The sequence below is a fragment of the Paraburkholderia sp. BL27I4N3 genome (assembly GCF_003386115.1).
Lineage (GTDB): Bacteria > Pseudomonadota > Gammaproteobacteria > Burkholderiales > Burkholderiaceae > Paraburkholderia.
The window spans coordinates 7,437,077-7,456,803 of the sequence record NZ_QREJ01000001.1; the positions used below are offsets into that span (position 1 = coordinate 7,437,077).

The window sequence follows — 19,727 nt, forward strand, 5'->3', positions numbered from 1 at the left end:
GCCGTATCGCCGATCCCAACTGCCTGATTACCGCCCACCATGAAACTGACTACTGTACAACCGGCTCGTCACCCGAATCCAACGGCGAAAGCGACCGCATTGGCCTACCTCATGTTCGAGAGGCCGGACCTCGGGCAAGCTGAACGGTTTCTCACTGACTTCGGGCTTCGAACGGTAACGCGTGACGAAGAGATGCTGCTTCTGCGCGGTACAGGCGCGTCGCACTTCTGTTACGTCGTACGAAAGGCGTCCAAAGCGCGATTTGTCGGGTTTGGCCTCGAGGTCGGCAGCGAAGCCGAACTGAATGCGCTCGCCAGGCTGCCGGGCGCGTCGGAGGCGAAGATGTCCGCGCTGCCGGGTGGCGGCTACGTGGTGCAGTTGGAGGATCCGTCGGGGTTTCGTGTCGATGCGATCTGGGGCCAGGCGCCCGCCACTTCGTTGCCGCACCGTCTGCCATTGGCGTTCAATTCCGTCGATGCCGCGGTTCGCATCAACGGCACTCAGCGTCCCCCCGAAAGCGCTCCTGAGATCATCAGGCTCGGGCACGTGGTGCTGGAACTCGCCGATTATCAGGAAACCTGTGCGTGGTACACGCGCCATTTCGGTTTCATCCCGAGCGACGTGCAGGTGCTGCCCGATGGGTCGCCGGCTGTCGCGTTTATGCGGCTCGATCTCGGCGATAAACCCGCCGATCATCACACGCTCGCGCTTGCACAGACGTTTGCGCCGAAATACAGCCATAGCGCCTACGAACTCGTCGATGCGGATGCGGTCGGCATGGGCCAGCGCGTTCTGCGCAAGAGCGGATGGACGCACGCGTGGGGCATCGGCCGACATATCCTCGGGAGCCAGATTTTCGACTACTGGCAAGACCCGTGGGGAGACAAGCACGAGCACTACTGCGACGGTGATCTTTTCACCAGCGAAGCACCCACGGGAATCCATGCCGTGAGCCGCGAGGCGATGGCCCAATGGGGGCCGACGATGCCGAGCAGCTTCACCAAGCCGCGATTGACGCTTGCGAGCATCGCGGCGCTGATCGCAAACCTGCGCCGAAGCCCCGACGTCACGCTGGCGCGGCTTCGGGCACTGTTGAAGATTTTTGCCTGACGCACCCCTTTACCGAATCCGGAGACAGCCAAAATGGCAATTCATGTTCTGCATTATCTGCACGATGGTCGCGCCCAGTGGGGCGTAGTGGCTCACAACGCGATCAAGCCGATTCCCGGTGAGTTCAAAACGACGGCGGAGTTTATCCATGCCAATCCGGTCGAGCGGCTCTTGACGCTGGACGGTCCCACGATTCCCGAAGCGGACGTGCAATGGCTCTCGCCCGTAACCGCCAATCAGCAGTTCATCTGCCAGGGCGCGAATTACCGCCAGCACATGATCGAGTCCGGCATGGATCCGGATGCGAAGAAATTCAACATGATCTTCACGAAGGCCACGAGCTGCATCGTTCCTGCGGACTCGAAGCTGGTGAAGCCGAATTCGGTGCGGTTTCTCGACTACGAGATCGAACTCGGTCTTGTCCTCAAGCGCGAATTCACGTCCCGCACAACGGTTACCGACGAGAATCTGCACGACTACATCGCCGGCGCCGTGATCGTGAACGACTATTCCGCGCGCGATGTGCAGATTCCGCAGATGCAGTTCTACAAGGGCAAGAGCTATCGTACGTTCGGCCCGGTCGGCCCGTATCTTTGCCTGCTCGAAAAGCACGACATGCCGAAGCTCAAGGAGCTCGTGCTGACGCTGACCGTCAACGGAACGGTTCGACAGAACGATTCGACTTCGGGTCTTGTGTACGGTCCGGCAGAGACATTGACCGAGTTGTCTGGCGTTCAAGACCTGCACGTCGGCGATTTGCTCGCAACGGGTACGCCGTCCGGTTGCGCGCTGATCATTCCATCGCCGGAAAAGCAACGCGTCGCGGCGCAGCTGCCCGAAGCCGAGAAATGGCGTCTTTTTCTCGCGCTGCAAGCCGAGCGACCGCAGTACCTTCAGGATGGGGATTTGGTCGAAGCACGGATCGTCAGCCAGGATGGCTCGATCGATCTTGGCACCCAGCGCAACGTCGTCGTCGCAGAGGCAGCATGAAAGCCGTCGCGAACGAGCAGGATGTCCTCGCCATCGAATCGCAGGGGCAACCGGCGGATCTTCCGTCGAGCACTTACGAAATGATCTGCCGGGGCGCCGCGATCAATCCATCGGCACCCGCGCTTTCGTTCTTCGCAACCGCGGACGACTACGCGAACCCGGAGCGCTGGACTTACAGCGACTTGGTGCGCGACATCACGCGCGCGGCGAACATGTTCTCGCGCCTGGGTGTGAAGCGAGACACGGTCGTTGCCTATGTATTGCCGAATCTGCCCGAAGCGCACTTCGTGGTCTGGGGCGGCGAGGCGGTCGGCATTGTCTGCGCGATCAATCCACTGCTCGAAAGCGACGCGATAGGCGAGCTGCTCAATGCCTCGGGCGCCAGTGTGCTTGTCACTTTGGCGCCGTATCCCGGCACGGACCTGTGGCCGAAAGTGCAGGCGGTCTTGCACAAGGTTGCGTCGCTCGAGCATCTCGCGTTGATCAATCTCGCCGACCATGCACCGGGCGAACAGCGATTTGCGGCCCGAATGCTTCAGCGCGGCGAATGCTCGAGGTTGCATGGCGAGGAAGGTGTGCGAGGCGCGGTTCCTTCGCACATCGGCATCCACGACTTCGGCGAAGTCGTCGCACGGGAGCCGGGCGTGGCGCTCTCCACCCCGCACCGGGTGAACGGCGATGACGTATCGTCCTACTTCTGCACGGGCGGCACCACAGGCCTGCCAAAAATCGCGATGCGCCGGCATGGCAACGAGGTCGCCAATGCATGGAGCGTCGGACAATTCCTCGGTGAAAGCGTGGGTCCGGGCAAGACGATCTTCTGCGGATTGCCGCTCTTCCACGTCAACGCCGTCATGGTGACGGGGCTGCTGCCGTTTTCACGCGGTGCACATGTCGTGCTGGGCACGCCGCAAGGTTATCGCGGAGAAGGCGTTGTCCAACGCTTCTGGGATATCGTCGAGCACTACCGGATCAACTTTTTCAGCGGCGTGCCAACCCTCTTTGGGTCGCTGCAGGACGTTCCCGTTGGCGGCCGCGATATCAGTTCGCTCGAATACGGGCTGTGCGGCGCCGCGCCGATGCCGGTGGAATTGCTGCGTGCATTTCAGGCTCGAACCGGAATAAGGATCCTCGAAGGCTACGGGCTCACGGAAGGTACCTGCGTTAGCAGCGTCAATCCGCCGCTTGGCGAACGGAGGGTCGGCTCGATTGGCCTTCGTCTGCCGGGCCAAGCCATGAAAGCCGTGATGGTCGACGAAACGGGCCGTTATGTGAGGGACTGTGTTGCGGACGAGGTGGGTCAATTGGTGATTTCCGGTCCGAACGTGTTCATCGGCTATATGCGGCCGGAGCAGAACAACGGCATCTGGATGGACCTGGCTGATGGCAGCAGATGGCTCAATACAGGCGATCTCGGTCGCTGCGACGCAGATGGTTACTTCTGGCTCACAGGGCGTAAGAAGGAACTGATTATTCGCGGCGGACACAACATCGATCCTGCAGCGATCGAAGAAGCGCTGCATCGCTATCCCGCGGTCCAGATTGCTGCGGCGGTAGGGCGTCCTGATATGCACGCAGGCGAACTGCCGGTCGCTTATGTCCAGCTCAAGCCAGGCGTATCGGCGAATGAAGAAGAAATGGCCGCGTTCCTGCGTGACGAGATCAGCGAGCGAGCTGCGTTCCCCAAGGGCATCCGGATCGTTGAAGCAATGCCCTTGACTGGTGTCGGCAAGATTTTCAAGCCCGCGCTGAAGCGGCTTGAAACGGTAGACGCCCTGCGCTTGGCGCTCGTGGAAGCTGGCGTCGAGGGCGCCACCGTTAGCATTACGGACGATGCCTTGCGTGGGATGTCAGTTCACGTCGAACTTCCCGACGCAGAACTCGAATCGTTGGCGGCTTCCATGCTCGGACGCTTTCCGTTCGCGTTTTCAATCGCTGTCGCGCAGGGTTCGGGCAGCAGCGGTGACGGCAACGGAATGTCATAGATGCACAAGGTATCGAAGTGACAGGGTTGCTCGCATCGACGCAGGTGTCCAGTCAATCGCATGCGCGGTGAGGGCACGGCTGAATCGCGAATGTCACTGGTTTTTTGGTTGGGGAAGAAGATGGGTATTGCATCAGAGAGATCCTTGCGTTCGCTTGTTGAGAAATGGCTTGCGCCGACTTCCGGGACCCGGGTTCGCGTTACCCGGTTAAGTCGTCCCCAGTCGCATGCGGGGAAGTGTGTGCATATTGAGCTGCGTTTACCGACAAGGCCTGTCGGGCTGTTTTTTTTCCGGCACCGCGACGGTTCGTGGAGCGTATTCCCACCGCAGGCCGAGCGGCTTGTCATGCGTCACTAACATGCCTGGTCACCTGTCAAACCTCGCGACCGCGCAGAAGAGCAAAAGGAAGTAACAGACGTTCGCAGTTCAGGACTCGATGCGGTGAACATGCATGAAGCAACGCTGGGGTCGGGATAAATCATATCGTTATATTTAGTATGCCTATTTAACATAAGGAGATGGGTTGTGGATAAGGCATAAACATCCGAGTTCCAATCCAAATAGCTGGACCAACGGGCGGATCGCAAGCCGCGTGCACGATATAAAAAAGATATTTAGCCGGTGAGGCAGGAGAAGACGCGTGAGGAATTACAGGAAAAATGTTCGGCTTGCCGTGATGGCGGGTTTTATCTGTTCGGCTGTACTTGCTGGAAATGCGAATGCGCAATCAGCCGGAAGCTTTACGCTGGCAACAGGGTGGCTTTACATAGCGCCACAGGGTCATGCCACGCCGCTTACCGTGGAAAGCGTGGGCGGTGTGCCGGTCAATCAGCAATTAACGGGGACTGGTGCACACGCGTCGTCAACGAATACGCTCGGCATCACGACCGAGTACTACGCGACCGACCACATCGGCATCGCCACGCTCATTGGCCTGCCACTGACAGTGAAACTGGATGGCGATGGGACGCTTTCGAAGTACGGCACCCTGGGCACGACGAGGCCGATGCCGCCCGCCATCGAGGTTCGGTATCACCTGTTCGACGCTCAGTCGAAATTTCGCCCTTTTGTCGGATTGGGTGTGAACTACACGTGGTTCACCCAGGTTCGCGCAACCAACCACCAGTTCATCACCGATAGTGTCGGTCCGGGCGGATCCATACACGCGACCCTTAGTGCATCGTGGAACCCCGTGTTCGAGGTCGGGGCAAATTACACGTTTGCCAAACACTGGTCTGTCGGAGCGTCAGTTGGCTACATGCCGCTCCAGACGCACATGACCATATACGGACAGACGGCAACCGGAACGCAGATCGTTTCGAAGTCGACGCTCCGGATTGAGCCCATTAACGTCTTTTTGAACGTCGCCTACACATTCTAGTGGTGACGACCAGCGTTTCCTGACATCAATCCTGGCGGCGGGTCGTGCCGCCAACGCATCAATTGCGAGATTTTCCATGCTCATCCAAGACATCGAATACGTCATTTTTCGCCACCCGGGCCTGGCTGCCGTCCGCGACTTCATGGTCGATAAGGGCTACAAGCACCGCTGGGGCATCGGCCGCCATTTCCACGGCAGCCAGATCTTCGATTACTGGACCGATCCCGCGGGCTTCCACGTGGAGCATTACGTGGACGGCGACCTCGTCAACAGCGACTCGCCGACCCTGAGCTATCCGTTCGGACGCGAGACATTGTTGCAATGGGGTCCGGCTTTCCCGGGTCTTTGAACCATCACGAGACATGATCGAATCCGCCTGATCGGCTCGCCCGCTCGGCGGAGCCGATCCGTAATTCCTGATGATTGCACCTGCGCAGTCTTCCCATTGGATCAAAAAATGAAACGACAGATCCTCAAAACCATTCTCTTTGCCATGCCCAAGGTCCTCGACCTAACGGCGCGCCGCTTCCCTGCCTATCGCGACCGGCTAAAAGAGCGCGATCTCGTCGCGTGGATCGGGCTCATGGATCAAAGCGTCGGTCGCGTCCTCAAGATCAAGAACGGCCGCATCCGGTCGTGTGCGGGCACGCATCCGCGGCCCGACGTCCGCATGGTGTTCAAGGACGTGGCCACTGCCCTGAAATTTCTCTCCCCCAGTCCGGACTACCTGGAGATCATCCATGCGGCGAAAAATTTCACGGTGGTGACTGAAGGCGAAGATGAACTGCTGGTGTGGTTCATGCAAACGCTCAGCATGATGCAAACCATCAGCCTGCCGATGGGTACACCCATGCGCGACGGCACGCAGCGCTACACGACGTGCACCAACGGCGGCCCTCTCTTCGTGTACGTGAAGGATGGACGCATCGTTCGCGTGACGCCGGTCGATCTCGACAGCAAGGATGCGCCGAGCTGGGAGATCGAGGCGCGCGGGCGCCGTTTCAGCCCGCCGCGGCGCGGTCTCGTCGCACCGCACGCATTGTCGGTCAAGTCGCTCGTCTACTCCGAGAAGCGCATCCTTCACCCGATGAAGCGGGTTGACTTCGACCCTGACGGCGAACGCAATCCGCAAAGCCGTGGCAAGTCCGGCTACGTGCCGATCAGCTGGGACGAGGCCTTGGACATCGTCGCGAAAGAAATCAACCGGCAAAAGCGTGTTCACGGTCCGGGCTCCATCACGTTTCCCATGTCGTCGCATCACCAGTGGGGCAATATCGGCTACTACCTCAGTGCGCTGACGCGTTTTGCCAACCTGATCGGCTTCACGCGGGTGGCCGCGAATCCGGACAGCTGGGAGGGTTGGTACTGGGGTGCCATGCATCACTTCGGCAACTCGATGCGCGTTGGCGTGCCCTCCGGCTATGGCGGAATCGAGGATTGCCTTAAGGAGGCCGAAATGATTGTTTTCTGGTCCAGTGACCCGGAAAGCACGAATGGCGCCTACGCCGGATTCGAAGGCACGCCGCGGCGCCTCTGGGCCAAGGAACTGGGGATCGAGTTCGTTCATATCGACCCGCACTGCAATCCGACCGCCCAGTTGCTGGGCGGGCGTTGGATTCCGGTACGACCGCAAACGGATGCAGCGCTCGCCACCGCCATCATGTATGTGTGGCTCACGGAAGGGCTGTACGACAAGGATTACGTCGCTAACCGGACGACCGGGTTCGACGAATGGCGGGCCTATCTGACCGGCGAGACCGATGGCGTGGCCAAGACGCCCGAATGGCAGGAACTGGAAACCGGAGTGCCCGCCAAAGACGTTCGAGCCCTCGCTCGGCGGTGGGGGACGAGGAAGGTCTATCTCGCCGTCGGAATGACGGGTGCGGGATTCGGCGGAGCTGGACGCGGTGCGACGGGGGCCCAATGGGCACGTTGCATGATCATGATGATGGCGATGCAGGGATGGGGCAAGCCGGGCGTGAATTTCGGCTGCCTCCAGATCGGGGCTCCGCACGACCTCAACTTCTACTTTCCGGGCTACGCGGATGGTGGGATGTCGGGCGAGCTCGCGTGGACCGCGAACGCCGTGAACAACTATCAACGCATGCCGCACATCCTGACCATGAATCCGGTCAAGCAGATGGTGCCGCGGCAGCAGTTGCCTGATGCCATCATCGACGGCCATGCCACAGGCTATCTCTGGGACGGCATGTCCCAGGAAGCGCAGTTCGCGCCGTTCAGTTACCCGATGCCCGGGTATTCGCCGATCCACATGATCTATCGCTATGGTGGCTCTTCCTTCAGCACGGTCACGAAATCGGGGCGCTGGGCCGACGCGTACCGTCACGAGAGCATCGAATTCGTGGTCAATCAGTCGATCTGGATGGAAGGCGAGGCGCAGTTCGCCGACATCATTCTGCCTGCATGCACATCGCTCGAGCGGTGGGACATCGGCGAATGGTCGAATTCCGGCGGCTACGCGCATCACGGCTTCAACACGGTCAATCACCGTATGATCACGTTGCAACATAAGTGCATCGAACCGCTGGGCGAGTCCCGCTCCGACTATGACATCTTCACCGCTATTTTGACCCGGCTGGGACTCGGCGGGGTGTTCACCGAGGGCTGCGGCGAGCTGGACTGGGTCAAGCGGGTATTCGAATCGTCGGATCTGCCGGATCACGTTTCGTGGCGCGAGTTCTGCCGCAAGGGCTACTTCGTTGTGCCGACCGAAAAACCGGGTTTGCGCTCCCCCGTGGATATGCGCTGGTTCGCGGAAGGCCGACGCAAGGATCTGCCGGAGCCGCATCCGATGCCGTCGCAGTATGCCGAGAAATTCGGCATGGGCCTGCAGACGCCTAGCGGCAAGCTCGAGTTCGTACCGGAGTTGCTGAAACGGCACACAGCGGACAACCCGGAGCGACCGCCGGTGAACCGATACATCCCGTCCTGGGAGGGCTTGCGCTCCCCACTCGCCCAGCGGTATCCACTGCAACTGATCGCCACGCATAGCCGTTACAGTTTCCACACCCATTGCGACGGCAAGAACTCGTCGGTCAACAGCATCGAAGATCATCGTGCGTTGATTGGCGGACATCGCTTCTGGCTGTTGCGACTCGGTTCCGTCGATGCGGCGGCCCGCGGCATTACCCATCGCGATCTCGTCAAGGTCTACAACGACCGGGGTGCGGTTATCTGCGCGGCTGATGTATCGCCCCTGGTCGCTGCCGGGGTAGTCAAGTCCTACGAGGCGAGCGCTGAATTCCAGTTGATCGAAATAGAAGGCGAGGGGGTCGAAATCGGCGGCTGCATGAATCTGCTGACGTCGGATCGTCCCCAGACGGCGGGTACGAGCAGCATGAGTCCGAATTCATGTCTTGTGCAGGTGGAAAAGTGGAAAGGCGCGGACGCTTTCATGATCCGTCGCGCAGCGTGAGGAGCACACGATGAGCAAGTGGAATCTGGTTATCAAGGTCGGGCAATGCGAGAACTGCCAGAACTGCGTCATCGCTGCACGCGATGAGCACGTCGGTAATGACTTTCCCGGCTACGCCGCGCCTGCCGCGGCCAGCGCCGAAAGCCCCATTCGCATCCTGCGCCGCGTGCAGGGCGACTCGCACATGGTCGAAACGACGTACTTGCCGGTGATGTGCAACCACTGCGACGACGCGCCCTGCATGCGCGTCGGCGGCGATGCGATCCGCAAGCGATCCGACGGTATCGTCATCATCGATCCGGAGAAGGCGCGAGGGCGCAAAGACATCGTCAAGTCCTGCCCGTACAAGGCGATAGTCTGGAACGAGGAACTGCAACTGCCGCAGACGTGGATCTTCGACGCGCATCTGCTCGACCAGGGTTGGAAGCATCCGCGCTGCGAGCAGGCTTGCCCCACTGGCGTCTTCAAGGCTGTCAAGCTCGATGACGCCGCCATGGCGGAAAAAGCCCGGCGTGAAGGGCTCGAGGTTTTGCGGCTCAATCTGGAGACAAAACCTCGCGTGTGGTACAGCGGCTTGAAACGCTGGAAAAGCTGCTTTATAGGCGGAAGCGTCAGTGCTACGGTCGGGCGCGTAGTTGAATGCGTCGCGGGTGCCGCGATTGTCCTGTATTCGGGCGATCAACTCGTTGCAGAAACTGTCTCGGACGCGTTCGGCGATTTTCGGTTCGGGGGTCTCGCGAAAGATAGCGGAATGTACCGGATCGAGATTTGTCATGCTCTGGGAAATGCATCGCGCGAGTGTGTCGTCGGTGAAAGCGTGTACCTCGGTGAAATCAGCCTCGCGCTGTCTGCCGTCGAGGTGGAGGGCAACTGATACGCCAATCTGGGCGCCGGTGGCTGAGTCGGCGGACCGAACGTGCGGCCGCTGGCTCCAGCCTCGCTCGAGCCCTTAATTTACATATTGACTAAATGATCAGTTGTGAGTTTAATATCGATAGTCCGCTGGGTAACCTGAGCCGGTTTCAGCGGGGTCTTCGAGAAACAGCGATTTCACAGGTTCGTCTTTGCGCAGGCGAGCGCGGACGGTGAGATCGCCTTTAGCCACGCCATGAAGCCCGAACGCCTGAGCCACGCGCGCAGAAAAGAGCAGACCCGGGAGCGCCTGTACGGCGCCGCAAGGACCATGTTCATCGAGAAGGGTTTCGCTGCGACGAGCGTGGAGGACATCGTTGAGGCCGCAGGGTACACGAGGGGCGCGTTCTACTCCAATTTCAGTAACAAACAGGACCTGCTGACGGAACTGTTGCGGCGCGACGCCGCTGAGGCGCAGCAGAATGTTCAGGCGACCCCTGAAGATGGCGGCACGCCTGCGCGCGAGATTGCTCATATTGTCCGCTCCCACCGTGAACGCGAATGCTTTCCGCTTTGGGTTGAGGCGTACCTCCTTGCGCGCCGCGACAGCGCCTTTCAGGAGCGGGTTCATGCGTTGCGACGAGAAACGCTTTTACAGGTCAGCGCCCATATCCGGACGCGCCTGACCGAAAGCGACCACGCATTGCCACTGCGGGCGGACGCGCTCGCGCTCGGATTCGTGAGTCTGTGCGATGGCATGCAGCTCTTAAATATGTGCGATCCAGAGGGAGCGACCGACCAGTCGATCCAGATAATGCTGGCGGAATTTGCTTCGTCTGTACTGTCTCGGCAGCCAATGGAAAAAACACCGCCGATGCATAAGGTACGTGTGCCGCAGGCGGGTGAATCGCTGAGCGAGGCCGCAATGTGTTGTGATAGCAAGATGTCAAGATGCTCGAAAACTTAGACCATGGAATATATCGAAAGCTTGCGTCTCTTCCGCACCATCGTCGAAGTGAGAAATTTCCGACGCGCTGGCGAAACGTTGGACCTGTCACCATCGGTTGTTTCACGCTCAATCGCATCGCTTGAAGAGCGTCTGGGAACGCGCCTGTTTCACCGTTCCACGCGGCAGTTTTCGCTCACGGAAGCCGCGGAGCACTTTTACGAGGGATGCTGCCGCGTTCTCGACGATCTGGACTGCCTGGAAGCGAGCGCCGCAGGTCGAGGACGAATACCGGCGGGTGTATTACGCGTGGTCGCGCACACTACAACTGCGTTGACATGGCTTGCACCGTTGATTGCGTCATTCAAGCGCAAACATCCGAATATCACTCTGGATATCACTTTGACCGAGCGATCTGTCGACCTGACGGCCGATGGATACGACCTGGGGATCGTACTGCCGTTCATGCTGGCGACGGATCTGGCTGTGACGCGCCTTCTCCAGCGGTTGCCGCTGGTCGTTGTCACAACGCAGGCATACCTGGCGAGGCGCGCGCCACCGCGGCATCCTGCCGACCTGGCCGATCATGTGTTTGTCACGGTGCCCCCCTCGATGCACAAGCCGACGCTTACCTTCCGGATCGATCAGGAAAACGTGGCAGTGCCAATCAAATACGAAATCGCCTCGAATAACCCGCTATTCAACCGCGACATCATTCTCGAGGGATTCGGTGTTGGCTTGCTACCCTTCACGCTTGTGGAACAGGATATCAAGGCTGGCCGGCTCGTGCGTCTGCTGGAAAACTTCGAGATCGTCGACACGGCGGCGGAAGTCCGACTGGCCTATATCGGGCGCGCGCTGTTGCCCGCAAAGGTCAGGGCATTCATCGACCATACCGCGGAGTTTTTCGAACGGGGCATGGAAGCTGCCCGCCGCTCGACGACGACTCACGCCGCGTTGGCTGTAGAGTCGGCCGGGAAGGAGGATGCTGGGGCCAGGTGCGAGGGCGGGCGCGGGTCTTGTCCATGACTCATGTGCTGCCTTCGTTGCTCGGCTATGAGTGACGCAAGGCCCTAAAAGCCCTAAAAGCCCTAAAAGCCCTAAAAGCCCTAAAAGCCCTAAAAGCCCGGAGGGGGCGGCAAGGGTAGGCCGGGTGGGGGCAGCGATGGCAGGGATGGCCGGGACGACAGCGACGGAGGCGACGGCCGCGACGGGGGCGAAGGCAACTTTGGCAACCCACCTACGGGCGGCTTGAGGACGCTGATAACGGATTTGAGCTTCTGGGCGATGGCCTCGGTGACCGCCTTTTTCGATTCGTCCGCGAGCGCCGCGCAAACGGCACGGATGATCTCGGGCGGAGTGGCGCCGTTTGTGGTCGCGCCGACATTGGCGAGACGCAGCGGAGGCAGCGGTACCGTGAGCGCGCCTCCGGGCAGGTGAATGTCAAGTGAGAGCGCGCCGCCCATTACGATGAGGTTGCGGATGATGACCTTGCGCGGGTGGCTGCCGGCCTGGATGGCGGCCGGGGTGGCGGAATAGGCTTGGGCTTTGTTCTTGATGGTCTCCAGGTTGCTGGTGGCGGTGGGACTTTGCGCCTCGTAAGTAATCTGCGGGGCGATGACTGTGGCGGAATCAACAATGACAGGGCCGCCGCCGATAAGTGAGCCGCTCTCCACATGCAAGGCGATACGGTCCACCACTACGGCGTAGGGCGAAGAGAAACCAGTGGAGTTTCCCACTGTAAGTCCATCAAGCGCGCCCACGCCGGTCAAGGGCGAGAATTCGACGCTACCCACGAGCACCTGCGTCTGGGTCGCAAGCGCGCCTTCCGTCTCGATGGCGGACTTGATGGATGGTTCGAACCGGGCGAGCAGGGTCCACAGCGCAATAGCGGCGACGGCGAGCAGGGTGGCAACGGCAAGTCCGAGGGTTTTTTGCGTGGTGTTGGGTGATCCATGAAAGGCGGTGGCCCGTCCAGACGCGCGGCCGTGCTAATTAGCAGTTGCCAATATTGAAGTGGCTCGGAAAGGGAAAAATGGGAAGGCGGTCTGAAGGGCTTTGTTCGGATGGGGCTACTCTGCAATACCCCCATCCGAACAGCGCGGGGGCAGGGTCTTGTGTGCGCAGCGTAAGGGGACTGAAGGGGTAAGCGGTTGAGCGCGAAGCTCGTGTCCGGCGATAGAGGAGGTGTCAGAAATTTCGTGTGCTGAGGCCGGTTAAAAATCTCAGCTGATGGCGGCGGTGAATCGCTCACCGAACAGAATGGCGAACTGATTGACAGCTTGCCGCCAGGTGATAGGCGGCATCTTCCAATCCTTTTCAATGTTGCGCAAGGCCAGATACAGCAGTTTGCTGGCGGCTTCGTCGCTCGGGAAGTGGCCACGATTCTTGACGATCTTGCGCAACTGCATGTGCATGCTCTCGATGGCGTTGGTCGTATAAACGATTCGACGCACCTCGTGAGGATAGGCAAAGAAGGGAATCACCTGCTCCCATTGGCGTTGCCACATGGCCGGGACGGTAGGGAATTTGCGGCCCCATTCGCTTTGCGCAAAGGCCTCGAGCGCCGCGGCCGCCGCTTCAGCCGAGGCGGCCTGATAGATCGGCCTGAGCGCGGTAGCCAGCGGCTTACGGTCCTTCCAGCTCGCCAGATTCAGCGAATTACGGATCAGATGCACGATGCAGGTCTGGATCTGCGCGGCCGGAAACACCGCCTCGATGGCCTCCGGGAACCCACGCAGGCCGTCGACCACCGCAATCAGGATGTCGTGCAAACCGCGATTCTTCAACTCGTTGAAAACCTTCAGCCAGAACCTGGCGCCTTCGGTTTGTTCGATCCACAAGCCCAGCACTTCCTTGCGGCCGTCAGCCCGAATGCCCAGCGCCAGGTACACCGCCTTGTTCCTGACCGTGCCCTCGTCGCGGATCTTCAGTCGAAGTGCGTCGAAATACACAATCGGATACATCGCCTCGAGCGGGCGTTGTTGCCACTGCTCGACCTCAGCCAGCACCTCGTCGGTGACCGTGGAAATCAGATCGGGCGACACTTCCAGGCCGTACAGCTCCAGCAGGTGAGCCTGGATCTCGCGTACGCTCATGCCGCGCGCGTACATGCTGATGACGTGGTCGTCGAATCCCGCCAGCCGGCGCTGGTACTTGCCGACCAGTTGCGGCTCGAACGTCGCCTGCCGGTCTCGCGGGATATCCAGCGTCAGTTCGCCGTTGGGTGTGAGCACTGTCTTGCGGCTCGTACCGTTGCGGTGGTTGCCGGCGCTGCCTTGCTCCGCCTCGCTCTCCAGGTGATGCGTCAGCTCCGCGGCCAACATGCGCTCAGCCAGTTGCTTCTTCAGTTGCCCGGCCAGGCCCGATTCCCCGAGAACCGACTCGGCGTTCCTGTTCTGCACCTGCGCCAGCAGTTGATCGATCAGCTCATCGGGGAACAGCTTCGGCGCCTTCGGGTTCTTGCTCTTCTTGGTCACTGTTGTTTCGGTCATTGGACGTTATTTCCGTTATCGTCTCATGACCTCGACACACTAAAAATCTGACAGGCTCGCAATGGCGGTTACGGCAGGAGTTGTAGGCAACCTCGATCTGTTCGCAACCGGAACACCGCAACACATGTCCACCCAGCGCCGCGCTGCGGCACTGTTCGATCGCCGACATGACCTTCAGCTGTCCCAGACTCAGCTGTACGGTCCGTCGCCACAAGGGCCCATGCGCGCGGAAGACGTCCGCGACTTCGGGCACGGCTGTGTGCCGTGTTCAGCCGTTGTTCTGAAGTTTCTCCAGCGGACTGATCACCTCGCGCAGCAGGTCGGTGGCGACCTGCGCATAGAGTGCTGTCGTCTCCAGCTTCTTGTGCCCCAGCAGGACCTGGATCACGCGGATGTCGACCTTCTGCTCCAGCAGGTGGGTCGCAAAGCTGTGACGTAGCGTATGCATCGAGACACGCTTGTCGATGTTGGCGGCCTCGGCGGCGGCATGGATGGCGCGATTGAGCTGCCGCGTGCTGAGCGGATCGACCGGATCGAGGCCCGGAAACAGCCAGCCGCGCTCCAGCATCCGGCCCTGCGCGTGCGCCACTCGCCACCAGACACGCAGGCGTTCAAGCAGCACCGGCGAGAGCATGGCGTAACGATCCTTGCGGCCCTTGCCCTGTTCAATGCGCAGGGTCATGCGCTGGCCGTCGACGTCGCCGACCTTTAACGCCACCACCTCACTGGCGCGCAAGCCGGCACCGTAGGCGACCGATAGTGCGGTCTGATGCTTCAGATTGCCGGTGGCGGCAATCAGGCGGCCCACTTCGTCCGGGCTGAGCACGACCGGCAGGACGCGAGGCACGCGCACGGGTTGCATGCGTGCCATCAGGTCGGGCTCGTGGAGCGTGATCTCGAAGAAGAACTTCAGTCCGGTGATCGCCGCGTTGAGCGACACGGGTGACACGCCGTGGTCGACCAGATGCAACTGGTAGCGCCGCAGGTCCTCGACGGTGGCGGTGTCAGGAGAGCGTCCGAGAAAGCGCGTGAACTCGCGTACGACACGCAGATAACCGGCCTGCGTCTTCGGTGCGAGCTGACGCATGCGCATGTCGTCGGTCATGCGCTGGCGCAGGGGACTGATGGGCTGAGGTGTGTGGGTCATGACTCTGCTCCCGTTGAACGACGAGGCGGATTGCCTCGCCCTTCAACATGAAAACAGAGTCGGCTTCCTCTCCAGAACCACTAGCATTGGACCGAAGCCCCATACCGCGCGAGCGGTTTAGTCCGTTGGCCGAACCCGGGCCGACGGCGAGCGCACCAAATCGACCCACTGTGGACGGTCGGCTACCGCACGCGACCGACTGTTGGTCGACACATTCCGGACAGTCATCTATTGTCGAAGCGGTTGCCGACTATCGGGAGGGGACCCAGCTTGTGAGCATGTCGAGGGGGCCATGCCGCTCCGTCGCGGACCTTCGCTCCGGCATTTCGGCGGTCGCAGACTCGCCCAGATCGCTTGGCTCAAGGAGACAATGTCAACGGTAGCGGCCGCGCGTCAGGGAATCTACTCAGTTATAGATGTCGAAATCAAAGTATTTCTTTTGCAATCGGTCGTAAGTGCCGTCTTTACGCATAGCGGAAATCGCATCATCGATTCGGCTGCGAAGCTCATCATCACCCTTTCTCAGACCAATCGCCGTGCCCGCCCCGAGAATGTCAGCGTCCTTCAGCGAGGCTCCGGAGAATGTGTAGTCGGCACCATTAGACGTCTTGAGAAAACCAAGCGACGCCTGTACGCCGTCCTGCAACGACGCGTCCAGTCGTCCGAGCTTCAGGTCAGCATACACGAAGTCCTGGTTCTGGTACGGAATCACCTCGACGCCTTTTGGACCCCAGTACGTCTTGGCATAGGTTTCCTCAACTGTACCTTGCTGAACCCCTACCTTTTTATGCGCAAGCGACTCCGCGGTCGGTTGCAACGGTGAGCCCCTCTTCACAATCAAGCGGGACTGCGCGGCGTAGAGCTTGTCCGAGAATGAGACTTGCTGCGCGCGCTTCGGCGTGACCATCATGGACGACAGGATGCCGTCGAATTTCCGCGCCTTGAGAGCGGGAATCATCCCGTCGAAATCGTTCTCCACCCACACGCATTTCGCATGCAGGTGTTTGCAAATCTCGTCACCCAGATCGATGTCGAAGCCGACAAGTTTGCCGCCGGCGCTTTTGGATTCGAATGGCGCGTAACTCGGATCGACGCCAAAGTAAATGCTGTCACTGTCCTTCGCATATGCGGCTTCAAAGACTGATGTGGCCAGCAATGCGATAGTTAGGGTTGCCAGAAGTTTTTTCATTTTGATCATCTCCAATATGTGTCGTTTTCGATTGCCTCTTTGGACCGGGCAGACATCGATGACAGACCCGTAAAGTCAGTTCGGGGACTATGTTTACCGTGCGTTCGGAATACTAGGAGGACCATCGCGCCAACTCGCTCCCAAGGCATTGATTACGAGTCGGCCGGCTGTGATGCAGGTAATGGCGTTTTCGTAGTCGAACGAAGGCGCAATTTCCACGACATCAAGCCCCACGATCGTGCTCTTCCGCCCGATTGCATGCAGCAAAGGGATCACTTGCTCCACTTTCAGGCCACCCGGTGACGGACCAAGCACGCCCGGCATTTGCGACGGGTCAAGTCCATCGGCGTCAATGGTGACGTAGACAAGACCTCCTTCGGGAAGAGTGTCGACGACCTGTTGCATTCCGTTGCGATGGATTTCATTTGCCGTGAAAAGCCGCGATCCGTACGCTTGCGCAGCTTCAATTTCACTGCGACGCGCGCTTCCTGTGCCCCGCAATCCGATTTGCGTCATCCCACCTACCCACGGTTTTTCGCTGGCACGACGCAGCGGGCTGCTATATCCGTTACGAACGTCTCCGACAGAGTCTCGCCAGTCCAGATGCGCGTCGATGTGGACGATGTGTACGGGCTCGTTTAAGACGTCCATTGCTTCGATTGCGGGGATAGTGATGCCGTGGTCCCCACCCAATAGAACGACCTGCATGCCGCTACGCCACATCTGTCGCAACACCGAGGTTTGCCAGGTACTAAACGCCTCATAGTCGCCATCGCTGAACGTCATGTTTCCGCAGTCGATTGGACGCATCCCGGCCAACTCGCAGAGGGGGCGATCGAGATCGAAGTCCCAGTGATCGGGTCCATCGCAGAACTGGAAGGACAGCCGGCGAATTTCGTCGGGCGCACGCGCCTGATCGTTGGGAACTCCATCTCTGGTGTAAGGCTCGCTGCGCTGAACGCCCAGCAGCGCGACGTTTCCCGACCATTCGGATGGGGTCGTTACGACCGGCCAGTCGAGGAACGGGCGCAGTGGCTCGGATGTATTTCTGAGCGTTGTGGCTGTTGGGCGGCTCGATTGCGACGTATGGGCTTGCACTTGATTTCTCAGGGTCGTTTGCGGGGAACGGCTCAAAGGTACAAGCGCCACAAACACTTGTGAAGCTAATGTTTATAATCTGACTTTAGCAAAACTATTGTTACCGCCCATGATCGAACTGCGAGAGCTCGCTGCGCTACGCGCAGTGGTAACAGAGGGAAGTTTTGACGCTGCTGCCAGGCAATTAAACGTTACGCCGGGAGCGGTGTCGCAGCGCATCCGGGCGCTTGAGGATCGTGTGGGGCGCCCGGTTGTCGTACGTTCTTCGCCGGTTCGGCTAACCGAGCCCGGAGAGGTCGTATTGCGGTTGGCCCAGCAAATTCAGTTGCTACAGGACGAGGCGGCCGAACTATTGATCGACGAGGCTCGCCGCGAGGCACGTGTAGTATCCGTGGCGGTGAATTACGATTCACTCGCAACGTGGTTTCTCGGCGCAATGGCGGAATTCGCAAAGAAGTCGACGGCACAACTCGATCTGCGCGCGATGGATAGAGATCACACGCAGCGCTCGTTACGTGACGGTACTGTCGTTGCTGCAGTTACGTCGGAAAGCGTCGCGGTCCCTGGATGCACAGTTCGGCACATTGGTGCATTGAACTACATAGCGGTAGCGAGTCGTTCTTTCGCGGCGGAATGGTTTGACTCAGGATTCAACCAGCGATCGATTGCCGTCACACCGATGCTTCGTGCCGACAGAAACGATTTCATTGAAAGTAAGCTGGTGCGACGCGCAAGCCGTAAGCCGTTGTCGTGCCCCGTGCATTTCATTCCCAGTGGCACACATGATCAGGTAAGAGCGGCGTTGCTTGGGCTGGGCTGGTGTATGTTGCCCACCGCCGTTGTGAAAGAGCACGTCTCTGCAGGAAATCTGATACGCCTTTCTTCCACCGTGCTGGACATTCCACTCTATTGGCAGGTCTGGAAGGTCGATTCACCCCTGCTGTCGACGCTGTCTGAGGCCGTGCTGGCTGCTGCTCGAAGTAGCCTCGAAAACACCGACTCAGATACCTGACCTCGACCCACTTGGGATTCGCCAGGAGGCAGCGGCGAGACCACGGCGATAGAGACACCGACTATCGATGCTTTAGCTGGCTGCGATGGCGCCATGACCGGCCATTCGGTGGCGCCGAACCGCTGTCTCTTGATGGCCGACCAGCGCCCCACGGCCGAGTGCGATGATCGTCTCGGCCGTGTGTTCGATGCAAATGGCATAACACGATCCTTTACGGGCTAACAGTTTCCAACTCTGTGGTGACTGTTCACAAGCAGCGAGCAGGCATTCACCATGCTCAGTGAGTAGTGCCCGAAAGCGCGATCATTTCGCGGCTTCGAACAGGGCGACGAGATGCACTTGCATTGCCGCCCTACAGTCCAGGAAATCCTCCACGATCTGCGTGACGCTGAAGAACCGCACGTGGGTGTCTGGGTCATCAAACTGCTTTATGTTCCTCTTGACCAGCAGCAGGTCCCAGTGAGGATCGGTGGTGTCTAGGGCTAGATAGAACGCGCCGACATGCGCGATGAAATTCCGGGCGCTGGACAGTCGGTTAAACCATTTGGGGTCGACACCACGCTCGTGCATCCACGAATTGATCATCTCGATGCGTTGCTTTGGCGTGATGGGCTGGCCGACGTGGTCGTGCAGGGCGTGCATGAAGGCCTTCATGGAGTCGATGCAGGCGTCGACCTCAGAGAGGACGGAATGAAAGTCGGCTATTATCAGGTACTTCATGTGATCGTCGACGGGCAACGCGATGCCTTCGCGGTCCGGTGTGTAGTGGTGCTCGCTACTGACGTGGTTGTTGATCTCTTTTGCCAGGGCGTCCCAATCCTGATTTAGCCGGCGCACAATGTGACGAAGCAGATTCAGCCGAGTCGTGATGTGTAGTCCCGCCTCGGTGATTGCATCCGTCCGCGCCGCCACACGGTGTTCCTCCACGGCCTGGTTCCAAGCGGTATAGATGGGCAGCACCCACGGGTCGCTACCGAGCTCACTGAGATGAAGCCACCGCTTGATCGCCATGTTTTCCATCATCCTGTTTGTGGCGCGCTCAGTGAGCGAAGTGGTCCAAGCCGGCTTTGCGGCAGGATGCGGTCAT

Annotated in this window: 16 protein-coding genes and 1 pseudogene; 10 read left to right on the forward strand and 7 right to left on the reverse strand. The window is 59.7% G+C overall.

Annotated features, from left to right (window positions below; genetic code table 11):
- The first annotated feature begins 39 nt into the window (after positions 1-39).
- The 9 genes from B0G71_RS33680 (at position 40) to B0G71_RS33725 (ending at position 11,729) form a co-directional block, all read left to right on the forward strand.
- Entirely contained in the window at positions 40-1,110 is a 1,071-nt protein-coding gene (locus B0G71_RS33680) for a VOC family protein (RefSeq protein WP_116147340.1), read from the forward strand.
- Positions 1,111-1,143: 33 nt separating this feature from the next.
- Positions 1,144-2,100, forward strand: coding sequence for a fumarylacetoacetate hydrolase family protein (locus B0G71_RS33685; RefSeq protein ID WP_116147342.1), 957 nt, complete (start codon positions 1,144-1,146; stop codon positions 2,098-2,100).
- Entirely contained in the window at positions 2,097-4,085 is a 1,989-nt protein-coding gene (locus B0G71_RS33690; RefSeq protein ID WP_116147344.1) for an acyl-CoA synthetase, read from the forward strand. Before B0G71_RS33685 ends, B0G71_RS33690 begins: the two co-directional genes overlap by 4 nt.
- Before the next feature lie 676 nt (positions 4,086-4,761).
- On the forward strand, positions 4,762-5,466 hold the full coding sequence (locus tag B0G71_RS33700) for an OmpW family protein (RefSeq protein WP_116147346.1): 705 nt from the start codon (positions 4,762-4,764) through the stop codon (positions 5,464-5,466).
- 76 nt (positions 5,467-5,542) lie between these two features.
- Complete coding sequence (locus tag B0G71_RS33705; RefSeq protein ID WP_116147348.1) at positions 5,543-5,815, forward strand: hypothetical protein; 273 nt, start codon at positions 5,543-5,545, stop codon at positions 5,813-5,815.
- A 108-nt stretch (positions 5,816-5,923) separates the two neighbouring features.
- The gene (locus tag B0G71_RS33710) at positions 5,924-8,902 is read left to right on the forward strand and encodes a molybdopterin-dependent oxidoreductase (RefSeq protein WP_116147350.1); all 2,979 of its coding nucleotides are present in this window, start codon (positions 5,924-5,926) and stop codon (positions 8,900-8,902) included.
- Positions 8,903-8,912: 10 nt separating this feature from the next.
- Entirely contained in the window at positions 8,913-9,776 is an 864-nt protein-coding gene (locus tag B0G71_RS33715; RefSeq protein WP_116147352.1) for a 4Fe-4S dicluster domain-containing protein, read from the forward strand.
- 234 nt (positions 9,777-10,010) lie between these two features.
- Complete coding sequence (locus tag B0G71_RS33720) at positions 10,011-10,721, forward strand: TetR/AcrR family transcriptional regulator (protein WP_258875714.1); 711 nt, start codon at positions 10,011-10,013, stop codon at positions 10,719-10,721.
- 3 nt (positions 10,722-10,724) lie between these two features.
- A complete protein-coding gene (locus B0G71_RS33725) occupies positions 10,725-11,729 on the forward strand; it encodes a LysR family transcriptional regulator (RefSeq protein WP_116147354.1) in 1,005 nt (334 codons plus the stop codon).
- Positions 11,730-11,818: 89 nt separating this feature from the next.
- Here B0G71_RS33725 and B0G71_RS33730 read toward each other — a convergent pair whose 3' ends face one another.
- From B0G71_RS33730 to B0G71_RS33755, 6 genes and pseudogenes are all read right to left on the reverse strand, one after another.
- On the reverse strand, positions 11,819-12,496 hold the full coding sequence (locus B0G71_RS33730) for a hypothetical protein (RefSeq protein ID WP_147308736.1): 678 nt from the start codon (positions 12,494-12,496) through the stop codon (positions 11,819-11,821).
- A 429-nt stretch (positions 12,497-12,925) separates the two neighbouring features.
- Complete coding sequence (locus B0G71_RS33735) at positions 12,926-14,194, reverse strand: IS256 family transposase (protein WP_116147358.1); 1,269 nt, start codon at positions 14,192-14,194, stop codon at positions 12,926-12,928.
- Between the two features lie 58 nt (positions 14,195-14,252).
- Positions 14,253-14,447: pseudogene (locus tag B0G71_RS33740) on the reverse strand (transposase zinc-binding domain-containing protein); the annotation flags it as partial.
- A 15-nt stretch (positions 14,448-14,462) separates the two neighbouring features.
- On the reverse strand, positions 14,463-15,341 hold the full coding sequence (locus B0G71_RS33745) for a site-specific integrase (RefSeq protein WP_116147360.1): 879 nt from the start codon (positions 15,339-15,341) through the stop codon (positions 14,463-14,465).
- 406 nt (positions 15,342-15,747) lie between these two features.
- Entirely contained in the window at positions 15,748-16,530 is a 783-nt protein-coding gene (locus B0G71_RS33750; RefSeq protein ID WP_116149110.1) for an ABC transporter substrate-binding protein, read from the reverse strand.
- 93 nt (positions 16,531-16,623) lie between these two features.
- Positions 16,624-17,664 (reverse strand): arginase family protein, encoded by a 1,041-nt coding sequence (locus B0G71_RS33755; protein ID WP_181916862.1) that lies wholly within the window; start codon positions 17,662-17,664, stop codon positions 16,624-16,626.
- Between the two features lie 73 nt (positions 17,665-17,737).
- On the opposite strand from B0G71_RS33755, the gene B0G71_RS33760 reads away from it, so the two are divergent.
- Positions 17,738-18,640, forward strand: coding sequence for a LysR family transcriptional regulator ArgP (locus B0G71_RS33760; RefSeq protein WP_116147364.1), 903 nt, complete (start codon positions 17,738-17,740; stop codon positions 18,638-18,640).
- Between the two features lie 303 nt (positions 18,641-18,943).
- Here the strand turns inward: B0G71_RS33760 and B0G71_RS33765 are convergent, their stop codons facing one another.
- Positions 18,944-19,651 carry a hypothetical protein gene (locus tag B0G71_RS33765; RefSeq protein WP_147308737.1) on the reverse strand — a complete coding sequence of 236 codons (708 nt, stop codon included), beginning with the start codon at positions 19,649-19,651 and terminating at the stop codon, positions 18,944-18,946.
- Positions 19,652-19,727 lie beyond the last annotated feature (76 nt).

What these genes read in the sequence shown, in the direction of transcription:
- B0G71_RS33680 (WP_116147340.1), top strand. Translation starts at nt 40, where the DNA reads ATGAAACTGACTACTGTACAACCGGCTCGTCACCCGAATCCAACGGCG.
- B0G71_RS33685 (WP_116147342.1), top strand. Translation starts at nt 1,144, where the DNA reads ATGGCAATTCATGTTCTGCATTATCTGCACGATGGTCGCGCCCAGTGG.
- B0G71_RS33690 (WP_116147344.1), top strand. Translation starts at nt 2,097, where the DNA reads ATGAAAGCCGTCGCGAACGAGCAGGATGTCCTCGCCATCGAATCGCAG.
- B0G71_RS33700 (WP_116147346.1), top strand. Translation starts at nt 4,762, where the DNA reads ATGGCGGGTTTTATCTGTTCGGCTGTACTTGCTGGAAATGCGAATGCG.
- B0G71_RS33705 (WP_116147348.1), top strand. Translation starts at nt 5,543, where the DNA reads ATGCTCATCCAAGACATCGAATACGTCATTTTTCGCCACCCGGGCCTG.
- B0G71_RS33710 (WP_116147350.1), top strand. Translation starts at nt 5,924, where the DNA reads ATGAAACGACAGATCCTCAAAACCATTCTCTTTGCCATGCCCAAGGTC.
- B0G71_RS33715 (WP_116147352.1), top strand. Translation starts at nt 8,913, where the DNA reads ATGAGCAAGTGGAATCTGGTTATCAAGGTCGGGCAATGCGAGAACTGC.
- B0G71_RS33720 (WP_258875714.1), top strand. Translation starts at nt 10,011, where the DNA reads ATGAAGCCCGAACGCCTGAGCCACGCGCGCAGAAAAGAGCAGACCCGG.
- B0G71_RS33725 (WP_116147354.1), top strand. Translation starts at nt 10,725, where the DNA reads ATGGAATATATCGAAAGCTTGCGTCTCTTCCGCACCATCGTCGAAGTG.
- B0G71_RS33735 (WP_116147358.1), bottom strand. Translation starts at nt 14,194, where the DNA reads ATGACCGAAACAACAGTGACCAAGAAGAGCAAGAACCCGAAGGCGCCG.
- B0G71_RS33745 (WP_116147360.1), bottom strand. Translation starts at nt 15,341, where the DNA reads ATGACCCACACACCTCAGCCCATCAGTCCCCTGCGCCAGCGCATGACC.
- B0G71_RS33750 (WP_116149110.1), bottom strand. Translation starts at nt 16,530, where the DNA reads ATGAAAAAACTTCTGGCAACCCTAACTATCGCATTGCTGGCCACATCA.
- B0G71_RS33760 (WP_116147364.1), top strand. Translation starts at nt 17,738, where the DNA reads ATGATCGAACTGCGAGAGCTCGCTGCGCTACGCGCAGTGGTAACAGAG.
- B0G71_RS33765 (WP_147308737.1), bottom strand. Translation starts at nt 19,651, where the DNA reads ATGGCGATCAAGCGGTGGCTTCATCTCAGTGAGCTCGGTAGCGACCCG.